The sequence below is a fragment of the Traorella sp. mt218 genome, from assembly GCF_055420025.1.
Genome location: NZ_JBVAYM010000035.1, coordinates 1 through 15719, shown reverse-complemented (window position 1 = coordinate 15719; position 15719 = coordinate 1). Strand labels below are relative to the sequence as shown.

The following is a 15719-nucleotide window of genomic DNA, read 5'->3' as shown; positions in this document are numbered from 1 at the left end:
ACATGCATGGCAGTCATTATCCTTAGGCTTATTCTTATCTATATTTATATCTTATATGTTTTATATTATTTATTATATTATTATTAAAAAAAGCAGTTAACACTGCTTTCTAGTCCTCATCCTCTTTTCTCACATAACCACAGACATCATAATTGGCACAGCTCGGATTACAAGCCTTTCTTGCTGCTTTTCTTACCTCGCTCGGAATAAACGATGTAATTTCATCATCATCATAACCTACGACCAAATTCGTTTCATTTAATATAATCGGTCTTTTCATAATGCTTGGATTCTCACGAATGAACTGAACAAGCTCATTCAATCCCATATCATCCAAATTTACATCCATTTCCTGAAATACTTTTGAACGTGTTGAAATAATATCTTCTGTACCATTTTCGGTTCTTGACAAAAGATATTTGATTTCATCCTCTTTCAGTAATGTAGTGAATATGTTTTTCTCAACAAACTTTAAATCATTATCTTTGAGCCATTGTTTTGCCTTCCTGCAGGAAGCACAGCCCGGAGATGTATATAAAATAATCAAGCACATCCCTCCTTTCTTTTAATTATATATGATAATAAAATAATTTCAATTGTTTTTTCACACTTGTTTTTTTAAAAGAAAGAGTGTATCATAATGACAAAGCTATGAAGAAACGAAGTAAGTGCTTTGGATCATGCAGAGATATTCCGGCTGGTGAAAGGAATACAAAAAAGTATCTGAAATTGGGGTTTTGGAGCATTTGCCGGCATAAGTCGGCAGACGGTAGATCCGTTATCGCAAGAGTGGCTCTTATGAGCAAATTGGGTGGTACCGCGTATTTTTACGTCCCTGTAAGGGACGTTTTTTTATTTAGGAGGGTGTGATTATGAAAAGAATGTTGAGTGGCATCAAGCCAACCGGTAAATTGACGCTGGGAAACTATATTGGCGCAATCCGTGAATTCATCAAATATCAGGATGAATATGAAATGTTTATCTTTATCGCAAATCTGCATGCGATAACCGTGCCATGTGATCCAAAAGAATTAAAGAAAAATACCAAGGATCTGATTGCCCTATATTTAGCTTGTGGTCTTGATCCGAAAAAAGTTACCTTATTTCTCCAAAGCGATGTTCATGAACACGCAGAGCTTGGCTGGATGCTGACCTGCCATTCTTATATGGGAGAATTGCAGCGAATGACCCAATATAAGGACAAGGTCGCTAAGGGAGAACAAAATCTTACTGCCGGTTTATTTACGTATCCATGTCTGATGGCAGCAGATATCTTGCTTTATGATGCTGACTATGTACCCGTAGGCATCGACCAGAAGCAGCATGTTGAACTGACTCGGGATATTGCCATCCGTTTCAATAACCGCTATGGTGAAACCTTCGTCGTTCCGGAGCCATTGGTGACAAAGGTAGGAGCCAAAATTTATTCATTAACTGAACCGACAAAGAAAATGAGCAAATCTGAAAATGATGACAAAAGTACGATTTATCTCTTAGATGATCCTAAGCTCGCAAAAAAGAAAATCATGTCAGCAGTCACAGATTCACTCGGCATCATTCAATATGATCCTGAAAATCAACCGGGTCTTGCCAATCTGCTTACGATTCAGGCAGCTTTGAGCGGTGAAGCGATCGAATCAATCGTAGAACGTTATCAAGGTAAAGGATATGGCGAATTAAAAAAAGAAATCGGTGCTACGGTTGAAAGTTTCTTAAGCGACCTGCAGGAAAAATATCGTGATATTTTAGCGAGCGGTATTTGTGAAAGTGTACTCGCCGACGGCAAACAGCAGGCACAGGCTGTCGCCTTTAAAAAAGTAAGAAAAGTTAAAAAGAAATTAGGCTTTCAGATCTTCAGCTAATCAATCACCTCCCTTACGATAAAAGGGAGGTTTTTTTATGTTTCTGAACATTCTTTTATATGCAAGAAAGCAACTTTTCCATGATCAAAAAGTATCATACTTATCATCGACAATCTAAATAAATCACTTGCCGGTTTATCGACACCTTTTTGTCATACATAAAAACCCTCCCTACCGGTTATCCGGTAAAGAGGGTATATCTTTTCTTATTCTACGCTAATAATAAATGAATACACCGGTTGTCCGCCGTCTATGACTTCTACTTCCACATCCGGATAATGCTCCTCAAGATAAGCTTCGATCTCACTGCATTCTTCTTCGCTGACATCTTCACCTGTAAACAATGTTACCAGCTCACTGTCTTCATCGATCATATGAGAAAGCAGATAACGGGTACTTGCTGTTTTATCAGGAAGCGATACGATGATATCCTTTTCTTTGATACCCATATATTCATTTTCCTTGATTTCCAGTCCCTCATAAGTCGTATCCTTGATTGCGAAGGTTACCTGACCTGTCTTTACATGCTCAACAGCTGCCATCATATTTTCGCGATTCGTCTGGGCATCTACTTCCGGATTGAAATTGATCAATGCCGCATACCCCTGTGGTATTGATTTGGTTGGCAGTACGATCACTTCGACCTGATCCGCATCACAGATGCTTTCAGCCTGCTGCGCTGCCAGTACGATATTCGAGTTATTCGGTAAAACAAAGATATGACGTGCATTACATGAATTGATAGCTTCTACAAAATCTTCCGTAGAAGGATTCATCGTCTGGCCACCGCTGATCACGACATCGGCTCTGAGTTCTTTAAAGACATTGCTTAATCCTTCACCGGCCGCAACCGTAATGATGGCATATTCTTTTTCCGGATGATCCTTAAACTCTTCCTGTGCATTCACCATGATATTTTCATGCTGGACAGACATATTTTCAATCTTCAGCTTTAAAAATTCACCATAGCGCTGTCCGAGATTCAAAGCATCCCCCGGTGTCAGTGTATGGACATGCACCTTGACGATATCATCATCCTGAACGACCACCAATGAATTACCGATTCGTGACAAGGATTCTTTCAATGCATCTTCCTTGAAAGTCTTCATGCCCTGATCGCTTAACTGAATGATAAACTCAGTACAATAGCCGAATTCTTCACTTTCCACAGCACTCTGCGCACCTTCAACAGCAGCGGCTTCACTTTTTTCCAAAAATTCGCCCCGCAAGGCCATCGCAAAGCCCTGAAGCACTAAAAGAAGACCTGCACCGCCGCTATCGACAACACCTACTTCTTTCAATACCGGTAAAAGTTCCGGGGTCCTTTTCAAAGATTCATCCGCCTCTTTCACCAGATATTCCAATACTTCCAAAGGTGTTACATCTTCCTTGCCTGTCGCAAAAGCCAAAGTATAGTCGGCCGACTCACGAATCACCGTTAAGATCGTTCCCTCTACCGGACGCATGACCGCTTTATAAGCCACACGGGAACCATTGACGAAAGCCTCTGCCAGTTCTAATCCGCTAATATCTTTCTTTCCGTCAAAACTCTGGTAAACACCTCTGAAGATCTGTGACAGGATCACCCCTGAATTTCCTCTGGCACCCATCAAAAGTCCCTTGGAAAGTCTTTTCGCGATCTCATCTACACGATCCGATCCACAAGCCAAGGCATCCTTGACACCTGCTGAGAATGTCATAGACATATTCGTTCCCGTATCACCATCAGGTACCGGAAATACATTCAAAGCATCAATATCCGTATAGTGATTGCCTAAATGGATGGCACCATTTTCAATCATTCTTTTAAATGTTAAAGCATCTATCTTTTCCATAATCCACCTATTTCATCATCTTAACGCCTTGAACATAAATATTGATATTGCCGAATTCAAGTTCAAGCGATTTCTCTAAAACATATTTTACTTTCTTCTGTACTTCATGAACGACTTCACTGATCTTAACGCCATGACTTACAATAATATATAGATCCAGATCAAGATGTCCTTCATTTTCATGAACGATAACTCCTCTTGAATAATTTTCTTTTTTCAAAATCTCAGCTAATCCATCCTGAAATACTTTCTGGCTTGCCATACCGACTACGCCATAACATTCAGTAACGACTCCACCTGCCAGTGATGCAATCGCTTCTATCGAAATATTGATATTTCCATACTGCGTACTCTTTGAAATAGACATACAAATTCCTCCATTTTATATCATTATAAACCATTTATCATGTAAAGGCAAAGTTTACTCATTATTTTGTGGATTTTCTTCACCTGAAGAATTTACACAATCCGTATTTTGCTTAATGATATTTCCACTATATTCATCCATGAAAAGACAGACATGTGTCCCTTCCAGCTGCGGCAAGATCTTTTTATAACTATTTAATAAATGAATGCCATTATAGCTGGTCGTGATCCGATTGCCATCATTCATGACGATCCGCACCATATTCGCATTATAGCTTTCCGAATGCGGTAAGATCTCACTCACCATAGCTAAGACCTCCGTATCCACATCCTCAAAGGCATCATCGAGCAATTGCAGCTGATCATCTGTAAACGCACCGATCCGCGGCACATTTTGAAGCTCAATGTCATGGATCGTCTGAATTCCGACACCCTGTATCAGAACCTGTGAAGGATCGCTGCTTAAATAACCGATCACCTTTTCCTCTTCGATAGTAATCGTAAAGCCTCCTTGAAGATCCTTGCTTAAGGAAGCGGATTTGATTAAAGGATCCTGCTTTAGAAGATGGTTGACCCAAAAACGTATGGTCAGCAGATAAGAAGAGTTATAATCCAAATGGGCCTTTTCTAAGATCTGTTCATCTGAATAATAGGTATTGTTCAACACGGTGAACGATTTGACCTTTGACATATCACTGAGAAGATAGAAAACCAAAAGACACAAGGCACATAAAAGAAAAACGAGCCGTATCAGTTTTCGTTTTCTTTTTTTTCGGCGTTTTCTTTCTGCTTGCCGAAGTAGTTTTTCCTCAATGCTTAAGATCTTCTCTTCCAATTAAAACACTCCACTTCTGCTTTCAGAAAAACATTAAATTTCTCATAGACAGATTTTTGAATCAGCTCTATCAGATCATAGATATCCTGTGCTTTTGCTTCCTTCTCATTCACGATAAAGTTAGCATGCTTCTCACTTACCTTTGCACCATTGATGCTCTTTCCCCGCAATCCGCTCTCTTCGATATACTTCCAGGCAGGCATCTCTTCCGGATTTTTAAATACGCTTCCGGCACTCGGCTTGTCTAAAGGCTGTGAAGCCATTCGTCGTTCACGACGACTATCCATCAGCTCTTTGATCTCAAGCGGATCCTTTGGCGTCAGATGGAATCGTACAGCTAAGATGACCCAGTCAGGATGTTTTTTAAAGATACTGCTGCGATAAGAAAATTCACATTCCTCAACGCTCATCCACACACAGTTACCTTCCTTAAGCACCCAGACCGCTTCAACGACATCCTTCATCGCACTCTTATAAGCACCGGCATTCATAAAGCAGGCACCGCCTACCGTTCCCGGAATCCCGCTGGCAAATTCAAGACCGCTAAGTCCTCTTTTCATTGCTTCATGCGAAAGATAGATGATGCTCTGCCCCGCATAAGCGCTGACCTTATTCTTTTCAAAAACGACTTCATTAAAATATCTGTCCAGACAAATGACCATGCCTTCATAATCATCATCACTGACTAATAAATTACTTCCTTTGCCAATGATCTTCGTTTCGATCTGATTTTCTTTCGCATCTTTCAAAAGACGCATCAAAGCAATCTCATTTTTCGGATATACAAAGTAACGGGCCTTTCCTCCTACTTTATATGTCGTATGCAGAGCCAACGGCTCATTTTCTAAAACATCACAATATTCATTTAAATGGCTGATCCATTCATTCATTCTTTTCACCCTACCAATTCTTCTATCCAATCCAGCATGTCATCACTGGCATTTGGAAATCCTGCCGCTTTCGCATTCTTCTTCATTTCATTTTTCAGACGTTCATTTTTTAATATACGCGACACTTTTTCAAACAACGTATTTGCATTTAAATCTTTTTCTTCGATCATAAAGGCACATTTCTTTTCAACAAGGACGCTGGCATTATAAAACTGATGATTGTTTGCAACATACGGCGATGGAATCAGGATGCTCGGAATACCAAAAGCCGTAATTTCAGCTGCCGTCGTGGCACCTGCCCGGCAAATGATGCAATCCACTTTTTCAAGGATCGCCAATTGATCGACATATTCCACCACTTTGATATTATCGCATGCAATCGCTTTGCTGACGGTTTCATAGTTTCCCCGGCCGCACACAAAAAGAATCTGATTTTTCGGATCAATTTCCGGCAAAGCCTGTATCATCGCTTCATTCACGCTTGTAGAACCTAATGAGCCCATCACAACCAAAAGCAGCGGTTTAGAGGGATCTAAACCTAATGAGTTATAATATTCCTGATTAAAAGGATGCTTTTTCACGATACTGGCTCTTGGATTTCCTAAAAGCCTTGTCTTGCTTCGGTCACATTCATCAAAGCATTTCTCGTAACAGATAACAATTGCATCTGCAAATTTCATGCACAGCTTATTTGCCTTGCCAACGATGGAATTTTGCTCATGCAGCATCGTCTTCACCTTCCTGCTATGAGCAGCCATCATGACTGGCGCACTGACATATCCGCCAAAACCAATCGCAATATCCGGCTTGAAATCTTTTACGATTTTTAAAGCCTTCACATAGGAAGTGCTCATCTGCCCCAGTGCCTTCAGCTTATTTAAAATACTGCCGCTCAGCCCGCTCGCTTCCAATCCGATAAAACGATAGCCATGCTGGGGAATCTCCTTCGATTCCATTCGATTCTTATTTCCTACAAAAAGTATTTCACAGTCTGCATACCGATTCTTAGCAGCATCTGCCAAAGCCAGTGCCGGATAGATATGTCCGCCTGTACCTCCTGTCGCAATCAAAATCCTCATGAAATACACCTCTTGTGTATTATAGCACGTGTTATCACATTTTTGAATGAGAAATTCCTGAAATCAATCCCTGTATCTTCCTTATACTATTAAAAATCACTTTTCGTTCAAAATAAAATTCTAACTATATCTAATCATAAATTTAAAGGATCAAAAAGAATAAATCTTTTTGATCCCTTAGAAAACGCTTTTTCATGAAGTCTATTCCGTTCGGATATGACTAAATAAAACCCCGATATTTACAATTCCGCTTACTCCGATCAAAACATAGATAATGTTTGTAAGCAAGCTATCTGAGAAAAGAAGAGTTACTAGATTTAAATTAAGAATTCCGATCAATCCCCAGTTAATGGCACCGATTACCGTTAAAACCAAACAGCTTTTTTGTATTGTTTCCATAAGTTCTCCTTAATCATAGTCTATCCCTGCAAGCAAACTTTATTCAAAACCATTAATTACTTTTTATGATGAGAAATTCCTGAAACAAATCCCAGCATCGTCATCATCACCACAAGTGAGCTTCCCCCATAAGAGAATAAGGGCAATGTGATACCGGTGACAGGAAACGCTCCTACGACGACACCGAGATTGATTCCGACCTGAATGGCAAACAATGAGATCATTCCGATTCCCACATATCCTTCAAAAGATGAATCGGCATGGATACAGATTTCAACACCCTTATAAACGATCAAAAAAAACATGAAGATCAAAACTGCACCGCCAATAAAACCAAATTCTTCCGCAAAGATAGAAAAGATAAAATCGGTTTGCGGCTCCGGCAGATAAAACTGTTTCTGAATCGATGTATTAAAGCCCCTGCCTAACAATCCTCCCGGAGCAATGGCATAAAGCGACTGGATCATTTGAAAGCCGCTGCCTAAAGGATCCTTCCATGGGTCTAAAAATGAGGTGATCCTCTCTAAGCGATAAGGAGCTGAAAGAATCAAGGCAGCTAATGCACCGATTCCCATGATGCCTCCTTTGATAAAATAAGAATAGGGACAACCGGCAACAAAGACCATGACAACGATGCTGCAAAGCATGACGATTCCGCTACCGAAATCCGGCTGCAGCATGATCAGTCCAAAACCACCTAAAACCAATAACAGAAGCGGAAATAAATCTTTGACAAAAGAAGATATTCTTTTTTTCTTTGATAAATAATGTGCACTAGTAAGGATCATCGCAAATTTTAAAAACTCTGATGGCTGTATATACAAGCTGGCTAACTTAAACCAGCTGCGTGACCCATTACGTTCTACTCCAATGCCCGGAATCAGCACCAGTACCATTGCTGCTAATGTCAGTGCCATGATCCAGCGATGATATTTTTCTATCTTTTTTAAATGAATCTGTGCCGCTATTACATAACCGATACCACCAATACATGCGAAAATGATTTGTCGTTTGATAAAATAAGCACCATCTTGATATTTGAACTGTGCCCACATCAGTGAGGCACTGTAAACCTCCATTAATCCCAAAAGCATCACAGCAAAAACAAGAAGCGTAAAAAAAACCGTCTTTTTCCGGAACACAAGTCACCTCATCCTATTATATTCTTCCAGGAGCAGGAAAATGATTTCATGATCAAAACCTGACATGAACAAAAGCTTTTATAACACTAAAAAAACATAAAAAAAAGGACTGTTTCTTCTACAATCCTTCTTATTCAATAGGTTCCTGCCAGAATCTTCCTTCCAGCGTCTGCGTCTTGATGACATTAACAAAAGCATGCTCATCAATTTCATGAACCAGCTTCATAACAGCCTTGAGCTGTTCATTTGAAACAACCGTATAAAGCATCGTTACATTTTCCTTCAGATAACAGCCAATTCCCTCAAAACGGGTAACACCGTGATGCGTATAGACCAAAAGTTTCTCTTCAAGCTCATCCGCTTTGGTTGTCATGATATTCAACGTCACTTTTTTATATTTCACATGAAGCATATTTACGACCTGTGTCGAAACAAACTGGAAGATGATCGAATACAGGGCTGTATCCCAGCCAAACAAAGCACCTGCCACTACCAGCATGATCACATTGAAGCCCAGCACATAATTCCAGCTCTCCGTGTCAAAGCGTTTTGAGATATACATCGCCAAAAAGTCAGTACCTCCGGAGCTGGCGCCCCCTTTTAGCGTAAGCCCTATGGATGTTCCATTTAAGATACCGCCAAACACTGCGATCAGAAGTGGATCGATCGTCACCGTCCGCTGTGGAATGACATCGACCAGAAATCCCGAAAGTGCGATGACACCGCATGAATACAGCGTAAACTTCTTGCCTACCATCTTAAAGCCAACCAATGCCGGGAAAAAATTCAACGTATAGTTTAAAATAGAATAAGGAATTTCAATCCCTGCAAACGTTTCAAATGAGCGCTGGATCAACACCGTCAATCCAGAAAAACCACCCGGGAACAGATTACCGGCTCTTACGATGATTTTGATATTGGCCGCCATGATCAGACTGCCAAGACATATGTAAAAAATTCTGAAAAATAAAGTTTTGAACCTTTTATTATCCATATCTATCTCCTGCATTTAAACATTTGTTTTTGAATGGATCTCTTTTTCTACCAATTCAATGATCCTATCCTTTCTGAATTGAGAATGAATTTCATGACAGCGCTGCAGCTGCTTTCTGATCACTCTCTTATCAATCGGCAAAACACAGCTCCAGCACTGTGTGTATTTTTTCTGAACGATAGAATATTCTCCGAAAAAGATCGTTGTTTTCTCTTTATTTCCTTTGATATCTGCCACACAATAATAATTGATCCAGCAGCATGACGGATCTTTCATACTGATAGTAGGGAAAAGCAAGAGGCGATCATATTCGATAAGCACAGGTACTTTTTGACTATACCCATGTATCTTCTTGATCAGCTTCAGTGTCGGTAAAACAGGACGATAGTAGGCATGAGCCATCTGATACACCATCTTATTGACCCTGCACTTTGATTTCATGATCTTCACCTCATGGTTCTGTGTATAGATAATTTCACATCCGTTTTCATTTCCCATGATCATAAAAATATGCGTCATACTCATCCTTCCTCCTGATTCAGGGAAAGCTCACATTCTAGCGGCAGTCTGAGCAGTCAGACCCATGGCATCCCGAACAGGACTGGTTTGACATATTAGCTTCATAAACAAGCGTATCAATCACTAACGCTTCAATTTCAACCTTGGCATTTTTAGGCAGCGCCGCTACCTGAACACAGCTTCTTGCCGGATATGGCTTTTCAAAATACTGTGCATATACTTCATTAAACTTATCAAAATCACCTAAATCAGTCATAAATACCGTTGTTTTCACAACATGGCGCAATTCCAGATTCTGTGCAGCCAGAAGACGCTTCATATTTTCCAGACATGCCTTTGTCTGAAGCTCGATCGTTTCATCGATCTCATTGTTTTCATTGATAGGCAGCTGACCGCTGACATAAACAAAATCACCTAATTTAACGGCAGGTGAATAAGGGCCGATTGCTGCAGGACCGTTTTCTGCTTCAAAAGATTTAATAAACATAATTTCTCCTCTACCACTCCGGGTAATATTTTCCTATTCTCTCTTTCTTTTTAGTTTTCTTATGATGAAACAAGCTTCTCAAAAAAACAACCAGAAATAAGACAGGAACACACAGCAAGATCAATATTGATAAGAAATCACTTAAGTTTTCACTCATAACATTACCTCACTCGCTAGTATTATACACAAACTTGCACCAGATTTCCATATTTTGAAGTGCATAATGATGTAGTTTCGTACGACAATAACATCAGGAGGAAAGTTAATGAAAACAAAATCTGAAAACAAAACAGAAAAGTTTGTAGCTGTTCGCAAAAATAGTGATGGCACATTAAAAGAATTTAAGACAAGTTCTGGCAAAGTGTATGACTATGAACAGGCTTTAGAAGCTGTAGAAGCCGGCAATATCGCCAATGCCCTGCCTTTTACAGGAAGAGATGGCGCTCGTCATATCCGTGGCGTTAACGACGGAGATGAAAATACAAATCTTTCCAAATTAAAAGAGTTCTAAAACCAAGAGGGGCTGTGGCCCCTCTTTTTAATTGATAAAACACTGATGATATCTTTGTATATCAAATATGATACGAATGATAAGAAAAATCAAATTGAAAACAAAGATCAGAATGGTCATGATGCCTGCATAGCGAACAATCGTTATTAACTGATCCACTGAAGACGCCTGATGTATATAGCTAATACCAAAAACAAAGATGATACACAGCAATGCAGCCATGTTTCCAACAGCATTTATTTTATTTCCGGCAAACAAAAATAATAAACTTTCTAGAAAATAGATCCCTTCATAGATATGAAGTGAAAAAAACATCTGGATCATGATATCTTTGATATCTGAAAAATGGCCAGAACAAGCAAAGCACATCTGCCAAAGAAAGCATGTTGGACGCTTTATCGATCAGCAAGTGAAAAAACCTGTTCATAATTGAATTGATCAAATCACAGACCAGTAAGATATGGATATAAAGATCAATGAACAAAATAAATAGATCAACGATACTGCAAGCCTTCATTTTTCATAGCTATCAAAAAATATATCCGGTTTTTTTATAGCCAGTCTTCACCCTTGATGACCTCTACACGGCTTAATCCAGGATAATCCAGTTGACGCAGACATTCATAAACGATGATAGCTGCACAATTGGATAAATTTAAAGAACGGGCATCTGCCTTCATCGGCAAGCGCATGCAATGTTCTTTATCCTTACGTAATATTTCAAGAGGAATCCCGGTACTTTCTTTTCCCAGGATGAAGTAATGGTCCTTATCCTGCGTAAAGTCAAATTCACCAGGTGCTTTCTTTCCATAACGTGTCAAGTAATAATAGTGGTCGCTGGGATTCTGTTCCACAAATTCTTCCCAATTTTGATAGACACGATAATCACAATTTGAAATATAGTCCATGCCGCTTCTTCTGATTGCTTTGATATCTAAAGAAAAGCCTAAGGGTTCGATCAGATGCAGATGGGCACCGGTGGCAGCACAGGTACGCATGATATTGCCGGTATTCTGAGGAATTTCCGGTTCATATAAAACAACATGAATCATCTTATTCACGCCCTTTCAGATATTCTACGCATTGTCGCAAAGCAATACCGCGATGAGATACAGCATTTTTCATCTCTTCACTTACATTCGCAAGGGTTGTCTGATATGGGGGATAATAAAAGATAGGATCATATCCAAAACCTTTATCTCCAAGAATACAGTCATTGATTTCACCACGCACGACTCCTTTATAGCTGGTAGCCGTCCCATCCTTTTCAACATAGCTGATGACACAGACAAACTGTGCACCGCGCTCTTTTCCTTTGACAGCATCAATAATATATTGATTCTTGATATCATAGCTCGTATCTTCACCCATGAAGCGGGCACTATAAACACCCGGAGCACCATCAAGGGCATCTACCATCAATCCGCTGTCATCGGCCATGACCGCACATCCCAAAGCCTGATGCAGGGTCATCGCTTTGATCATGCTGTTTTCCTCAAAGGTCTTTCCTGTTTCTTCGATTTTGATCTTTTCAGGAAGGTCCTTCAATGATTTTACCTGATATCCTAACGGCTCCAGCATTTCTTTAAATTCTTCAACCTTATGATCATTACTGGTTGCAATCAATATTTCCTTCATACAAAAACCTCCGCAAGTATTATAGCACATTCACATAACGGGCGTATAACTTTCTTACATCAGCCACTTTTTCAAGAGAAGCTTCATTTAAAGCATGCATGTCATGACAAACCAGCTTTTCGTTTTCATCATACAATACTTTTTCTTTACAACCATACAATGCACAAAGCTTTTCTATGATCTCACCTGTCACCGTCACTTCCCCGCTTTCTATTAATATATAGAGTTTTAAATCTATATGCAGATAACGGGCAACCTGACTGCTTGTTAACCTGCTGCCACGGCGAAGCTGTTACATCCGAGTACCTATCATATCATCACCTCCACCATCATTCTAGCAATCAACATCACATTAATCTTGTTCAATTAAAAAAACACTCCGAAGAGTGTCATATCAAATCATAGTGCAGGCAGGCCTGATAAATCCCATCATGCGCACAATCCGCTGTAATATACGTGGCTTTTTCTTTGATTTCATTGATCGCATTCCCCATGGCAACACGATATGCGGCAAGTTCAAACATACTTAGATCGTTGTAGTTATCGCCCACAACCATGATTTCTTCTTTTTCAAATCCTTTCAAGCGCATCAATTCAGAAATACCTACTCCTTTATTCATACCCTTTAACACAACATCATAACCGGTTTCTGAACAACGTAAAAATGATAATCGTTTAGATTGACCGAAGACCTCTTCTATCTTTGATGGTGGAGCATTGATGCTGGCACTTTGCGGAAGATCACCCTTCAAATGACGGTCCTGCTTGGGACAGTCAAGAAAAGGAGTCAGACCTATATCGCTGTGAACCTGCCCTTCATACCAGTCAATTTTTTCTTTATGCTGGTAGATATAGACATGATCGATAAATTTCCATGCCAAACCGGCATCATATTGATGTGCAAATTCATTGATCTGATCTACATCTTCTCTTGTAAAGTCATGACGAATGAGCACTTGCTGATCTGAATCGGCGATAACCGCTCCGTTAACAGCACAAATATAATCAAAATGCAGATCATTTAAAGCTTTCCCCAGACCGTAATGAACACGTCCGGTTGCGACTGCAATCAAAATACCGTTTTCCTGAAGCCTTTTTAAAGCTTCTATCGTAGATGCATGCACACAATTATTGTAGTAATCAAATAAGGTGCCATCTACATCAAAGACACACATTTTAATCATGAGCCTTTTCCTTATAAAGGTAGGTATCCTTCAGCATTTCGATCTTTTGTTCATCAATATCATATTCTTCTTTTAGATAAGTTTTGAAATCTCCATATTTAGCGGCAATGGCCTTCATGGTAAATAACAGGTTTTCTTTGATGACACCAAAGATCTCATCGGCTTTCGGCATGTCTTCGTAATGTGCGATCACGCTCTTATTTCTTTCATAAAGATATACGTTGCTCATCATATAATCATCCATGATCACATCATCACTGACACCCAGTGTTTTTAATATCAGATAAGCACCGACCCCTGTCCGATCCTTCCCTGCCGAGCAGTGAAAAACAAAAGGCGTCTTTTTATCCAGCATCAGATCAAACATCGTTTTATAGGCTTCATTATCGAATGGAAGCTGGACATAGATACGTTTCATATAGGTAGAAAGTTCATTCGCATTGTCATCTTTTAAAAGAGCTCCCATATCAAAATTGCTGTCATATTCTTTATCATGAATAGCACTTCTATGATAATAGCTGACACCTTCCAACACATCATCCGGGCAACCTCTTACCTCATCGTCACTCCTGAAATCAAGGATTGCCTGAATTTTCAATTTCTTAAAATTCTCCTTTTTTTTCGGCGTATCTAAACGAATCGGCGAGCTTCGATAAAAACAGCCATATTTCACCTGACAGCCATCTTCATTCACAAAACCGCCGATATCTCTAAAATTCAAGATATCTATATCTGTGATCAGTGTTTCACCGACCGCTCTTGTTTCATCATCAAAGCAAACTTCATAAATAGGATGGAGCTCTGTTTCGTTTAAAGCAAGTTTTCCGTCATGAATAATCGTTGTCTGTTCTCCTAATTTGTGGATCTCATAACGTCCTTCTCTTTGTGGATCAAATATTAATGTATCTTTTTCTTTTACCAGTTTCATACTCAATCTCCTATTGTTACCATTATAATATTTTAGTAAAAAAAATTCCATAAATTTTAAATTTAATTTTATTGAAATCATGACGAAATACTATATAATAATGAATATGATTGGAAGAGAGGTTATCAAATGATTCAATTGTTTGGATGTCCCCTTTCGATGGGGGCCAATGATGATGGCTTAAAAATAAGCTTAAAGTATCTTCAAGAAAATTATGGGTTGAAATTAAAAGTGTTGGATGAAATGATCACTGATGAAAAAGATCTGCCAAATTTAAAACACTTGAATAGCATTGTGAAAACATGTGATGCGATTGCGCAATACAGCTACCATGAGATCCTTCAGAAAAATGATTTTCCTTTATTTATCGGTGGTGATCATGCGGCAGCTATGGGTACGGTATCGGCAGCTGCTGTACATTATGGAGAAATCGGACTGATCTGGGTGGATGCCCATACGGATATCAATACCGATCAGACAACGGTAACAGGTAATATCCATGGTATGCCGGTGGCTGCTTTATTAGGCATGGGTGAGAAAAGCTTGACCAGCTTTCTTAATGATAAGCCTAAGATCAAAGCAAGTAATGTTGTTTATATCGGATTGAGAGATGTTGATCCACCAGAAGCAGAGTTTTTGAAGGAATTCAATATCAAGCATTTTACCTATCAGGATGTAAAGGATAAAGGCTTGGATTTCTGTTTGAAGGAATGTGTTGATTATCTGTCCCATCTTAAACATGTACATGTAAGTTTTGATATCGATTCTGTGAATCCAAAGCTTTTACCGGGCGTTTCCGTACCTGTAAAAGATGGTTTTACGATTGAGGAAGCTTATCAGGTATTAAGTGAATTCATCAATCGTTTACCGGTATCGTCCATGGATATCGTCGAATACAATACAGTTCATGATAAGGAAGATATCACAGCTAAATTTACGATTCAATTAATCGAGGATATGAAAAAATTATTAGAGAAGAAGTGCGGATGACGCACTTTTTTTGTGCCTTTTATTTTCTTCCCTATTATTCAATCCTTAACCATTTCATTT

General features: G+C 39.3%; 21 protein-coding genes and 1 other annotated feature. Of the genes, 3 read left to right on the top strand and 18 right to left on the bottom strand.

The window, feature by feature from the left end:
• Positions 1 to 109: 109 nt before the first annotated feature.
• On the bottom strand, positions 110 to 547 hold the full coding sequence (spx, locus tag ACZYT3_RS12145; protein ID WP_464088837.1) for a transcriptional regulator Spx: 438 nt from the start codon (positions 545 to 547) through the stop codon (positions 110 to 112).
• 95 nt (positions 548 to 642) lie between these two features.
• Positions 643 to 840 (top strand) — a binding site (T-box leader).
• A gap of 32 nt (positions 841 to 872) precedes the next feature.
• On the opposite strand from spx, the gene trpS reads away from it, so the two are divergent.
• A complete protein-coding gene (gene trpS / locus ACZYT3_RS12140) occupies positions 873 to 1862 on the top strand; it encodes a tryptophan--tRNA ligase (RefSeq protein ID WP_294561113.1) in 990 nt (329 codons plus the stop codon).
• A gap of 206 nt (positions 1863 to 2068) precedes the next feature.
• Here the strand turns inward: trpS and ACZYT3_RS12135 are convergent, their stop codons facing one another.
• The 11 genes from ACZYT3_RS12135 to ACZYT3_RS12085 all read right to left on the bottom strand — a co-directional run bounded on the left by ACZYT3_RS12135 (position 2069) and on the right by ACZYT3_RS12085 (position 10565).
• Positions 2069 to 3697, bottom strand: a complete 1629-nt coding sequence (locus tag ACZYT3_RS12135) for a DAK2 domain-containing protein (protein WP_294561112.1) — start codon at positions 3695 to 3697, stop codon at positions 2069 to 2071.
• Positions 3698 to 3704: 7 nt separating this feature from the next.
• A complete protein-coding gene (locus tag ACZYT3_RS12130) occupies positions 3705 to 4064 on the bottom strand; it encodes an Asp23/Gls24 family envelope stress response protein (RefSeq protein WP_294561111.1) in 360 nt (119 codons plus the stop codon).
• A 54-nt stretch (positions 4065 to 4118) separates the two neighbouring features.
• Positions 4119 to 4898, bottom strand: coding sequence for a cell division protein FtsQ/DivIB (locus tag ACZYT3_RS12125; RefSeq protein WP_464088836.1), 780 nt, complete (start codon positions 4896 to 4898; stop codon positions 4119 to 4121).
• Positions 4880 to 5788, bottom strand: a complete 909-nt coding sequence (gene murB, locus ACZYT3_RS12120) for a UDP-N-acetylmuramate dehydrogenase (RefSeq protein ID WP_294561109.1) — start codon at positions 5786 to 5788, stop codon at positions 4880 to 4882. The genes ACZYT3_RS12125 and murB overlap by 19 nt, the downstream gene beginning before the upstream one ends.
• 5 nt (positions 5789 to 5793) lie before the next feature.
• Positions 5794 to 6867 carry an undecaprenyldiphospho-muramoylpentapeptide beta-N-acetylglucosaminyltransferase gene (gene murG / locus ACZYT3_RS12115; protein ID WP_464088835.1) on the bottom strand — a complete coding sequence of 358 codons (1074 nt, stop codon included), beginning with the start codon at positions 6865 to 6867 and terminating at the stop codon, positions 5794 to 5796.
• A 201-nt stretch (positions 6868 to 7068) separates the two neighbouring features.
• A complete protein-coding gene (locus ACZYT3_RS12110; RefSeq protein ID WP_294561107.1) occupies positions 7069 to 7266 on the bottom strand; it encodes a DUF378 domain-containing protein in 198 nt (65 codons plus the stop codon).
• Between the two features lie 56 nt (positions 7267 to 7322).
• The gene (ftsW, locus tag ACZYT3_RS12105; RefSeq protein ID WP_464088834.1) at positions 7323 to 8408 is read right to left on the bottom strand and encodes a putative lipid II flippase FtsW; all 1086 of its coding nucleotides are present in this window, start codon (positions 8406 to 8408) and stop codon (positions 7323 to 7325) included.
• Positions 8409 to 8538: 130 nt separating this feature from the next.
• Positions 8539 to 9402 (bottom strand): YitT family protein, encoded by an 864-nt coding sequence (locus ACZYT3_RS12100; RefSeq protein ID WP_294561105.1) that lies wholly within the window; start codon positions 9400 to 9402, stop codon positions 8539 to 8541.
• 15 nt (positions 9403 to 9417) lie between these two features.
• Positions 9418 to 9921: a competence protein ComK gene (locus tag ACZYT3_RS12095; RefSeq protein ID WP_464088833.1), complete on the bottom strand. Its 504-nt coding sequence runs from the start codon at positions 9919 to 9921 to the stop codon at positions 9418 to 9420.
• 37 nt (positions 9922 to 9958) lie between these two features.
• On the bottom strand, positions 9959 to 10408 hold the full coding sequence (locus ACZYT3_RS12090) for a RidA family protein (RefSeq protein ID WP_464088832.1): 450 nt from the start codon (positions 10406 to 10408) through the stop codon (positions 9959 to 9961).
• A gap of 10 nt (positions 10409 to 10418) precedes the next feature.
• Entirely contained in the window at positions 10419 to 10565 is a 147-nt protein-coding gene (locus tag ACZYT3_RS12085; RefSeq protein ID WP_294561102.1) for a hypothetical protein, read from the bottom strand.
• A gap of 108 nt (positions 10566 to 10673) precedes the next feature.
• On the opposite strand from ACZYT3_RS12085, the gene ACZYT3_RS12080 reads away from it, so the two are divergent.
• Entirely contained in the window at positions 10674 to 10919 is a 246-nt protein-coding gene (locus ACZYT3_RS12080) for a DUF3892 domain-containing protein (protein WP_464088831.1), read from the top strand.
• A 27-nt stretch (positions 10920 to 10946) separates the two neighbouring features.
• Here the strand turns inward: ACZYT3_RS12080 and ACZYT3_RS12075 are convergent, their stop codons facing one another.
• From ACZYT3_RS12075 to ACZYT3_RS12050, 6 genes are all read right to left on the bottom strand, one after another.
• Positions 10947 to 11243: a hypothetical protein gene (locus ACZYT3_RS12075; RefSeq protein ID WP_464088830.1), complete on the bottom strand. Its 297-nt coding sequence runs from the start codon at positions 11241 to 11243 to the stop codon at positions 10947 to 10949.
• A 227-nt stretch (positions 11244 to 11470) separates the two neighbouring features.
• Positions 11471 to 11971, bottom strand: coding sequence for a tRNA (cytidine(34)-2'-O)-methyltransferase (locus ACZYT3_RS12070; RefSeq protein WP_294561099.1), 501 nt, complete (start codon positions 11969 to 11971; stop codon positions 11471 to 11473).
• Between the two features lies 1 nt (position 11972).
• Positions 11973 to 12557: an RdgB/HAM1 family non-canonical purine NTP pyrophosphatase gene (rdgB, locus tag ACZYT3_RS12065; RefSeq protein ID WP_294561098.1), complete on the bottom strand. Its 585-nt coding sequence runs from the start codon at positions 12555 to 12557 to the stop codon at positions 11973 to 11975.
• 19 nt (positions 12558 to 12576) lie between these two features.
• On the bottom strand, positions 12577 to 12750 hold the full coding sequence (locus tag ACZYT3_RS12060; protein ID WP_464088829.1) for a hypothetical protein: 174 nt from the start codon (positions 12748 to 12750) through the stop codon (positions 12577 to 12579).
• Positions 12751 to 12946: 196 nt separating this feature from the next.
• Positions 12947 to 13741: a Cof-type HAD-IIB family hydrolase gene (locus ACZYT3_RS12055; RefSeq protein ID WP_464088828.1), complete on the bottom strand. Its 795-nt coding sequence runs from the start codon at positions 13739 to 13741 to the stop codon at positions 12947 to 12949.
• Positions 13734 to 14669 (bottom strand): tyrosine-protein phosphatase, encoded by a 936-nt coding sequence (locus tag ACZYT3_RS12050; protein ID WP_464088827.1) that lies wholly within the window; start codon positions 14667 to 14669, stop codon positions 13734 to 13736. The genes ACZYT3_RS12055 and ACZYT3_RS12050 overlap by 8 nt, the downstream gene beginning before the upstream one ends.
• Before the next feature lie 129 nt (positions 14670 to 14798).
• Here ACZYT3_RS12050 and ACZYT3_RS12045 point away from each other — a divergent pair, with 129 nt between their 5' ends.
• On the top strand, positions 14799 to 15659 hold the full coding sequence (locus ACZYT3_RS12045) for an arginase (RefSeq protein WP_464088826.1): 861 nt from the start codon (positions 14799 to 14801) through the stop codon (positions 15657 to 15659).
• The last annotated feature ends 60 nt before the right edge of the window (positions 15660 to 15719 follow it).

What these genes read in the sequence shown, in the direction of transcription:
- trpS (WP_294561113.1), top strand. Translation starts at nt 873, where the DNA reads ATGAAAAGAATGTTGAGTGGCATCAAGCCAACCGGTAAATTGACGCTG.
- ACZYT3_RS12135 (WP_294561112.1), bottom strand. Translation starts at nt 3,697, where the DNA reads ATGGAAAAGATAGATGCTTTAACATTTAAAAGAATGATTGAAAATGGT.
- ACZYT3_RS12130 (WP_294561111.1), bottom strand. Translation starts at nt 4,064, where the DNA reads ATGTCTATTTCAAAGAGTACGCAGTATGGAAATATCAATATTTCGATA.
- murB (WP_294561109.1), bottom strand. Translation starts at nt 5,788, where the DNA reads ATGAATGAATGGATCAGCCATTTAAATGAATATTGTGATGTTTTAGAA.
- murG (WP_464088835.1), bottom strand. Translation starts at nt 6,867, where the DNA reads ATGAGGATTTTGATTGCGACAGGAGGTACAGGCGGACATATCTATCCG.
- ACZYT3_RS12110 (WP_294561107.1), bottom strand. Translation starts at nt 7,266, where the DNA reads ATGGAAACAATACAAAAAAGCTGTTTGGTTTTAACGGTAATCGGTGCC.
- ACZYT3_RS12100 (WP_294561105.1), bottom strand. Translation starts at nt 9,402, where the DNA reads ATGGATAATAAAAGGTTCAAAACTTTATTTTTCAGAATTTTTTACATA.
- ACZYT3_RS12095 (WP_464088833.1), bottom strand. Translation starts at nt 9,921, where the DNA reads ATGACGCATATTTTTATGATCATGGGAAATGAAAACGGATGTGAAATT.
- ACZYT3_RS12090 (WP_464088832.1), bottom strand. Translation starts at nt 10,408, where the DNA reads ATGTTTATTAAATCTTTTGAAGCAGAAAACGGTCCTGCAGCAATCGGC.
- ACZYT3_RS12085 (WP_294561102.1), bottom strand. Translation starts at nt 10,565, where the DNA reads ATGAGTGAAAACTTAAGTGATTTCTTATCAATATTGATCTTGCTGTGT.
- ACZYT3_RS12080 (WP_464088831.1), top strand. Translation starts at nt 10,674, where the DNA reads ATGAAAACAAAATCTGAAAACAAAACAGAAAAGTTTGTAGCTGTTCGC.
- ACZYT3_RS12075 (WP_464088830.1), bottom strand. Translation starts at nt 11,243, where the DNA reads ATGATCCAGATGTTTTTTTCACTTCATATCTATGAAGGGATCTATTTT.
- ACZYT3_RS12070 (WP_294561099.1), bottom strand. Translation starts at nt 11,971, where the DNA reads ATGATTCATGTTGTTTTATATGAACCGGAAATTCCTCAGAATACCGGC.
- rdgB (WP_294561098.1), bottom strand. Translation starts at nt 12,557, where the DNA reads ATGAAGGAAATATTGATTGCAACCAGTAATGATCATAAGGTTGAAGAA.
- ACZYT3_RS12055 (WP_464088828.1), bottom strand. Translation starts at nt 13,741, where the DNA reads ATGATTAAAATGTGTGTCTTTGATGTAGATGGCACCTTATTTGATTAC.
- ACZYT3_RS12050 (WP_464088827.1), bottom strand. Translation starts at nt 14,669, where the DNA reads ATGAAACTGGTAAAAGAAAAAGATACATTAATATTTGATCCACAAAGA.
- ACZYT3_RS12045 (WP_464088826.1), top strand. Translation starts at nt 14,799, where the DNA reads ATGATTCAATTGTTTGGATGTCCCCTTTCGATGGGGGCCAATGATGAT.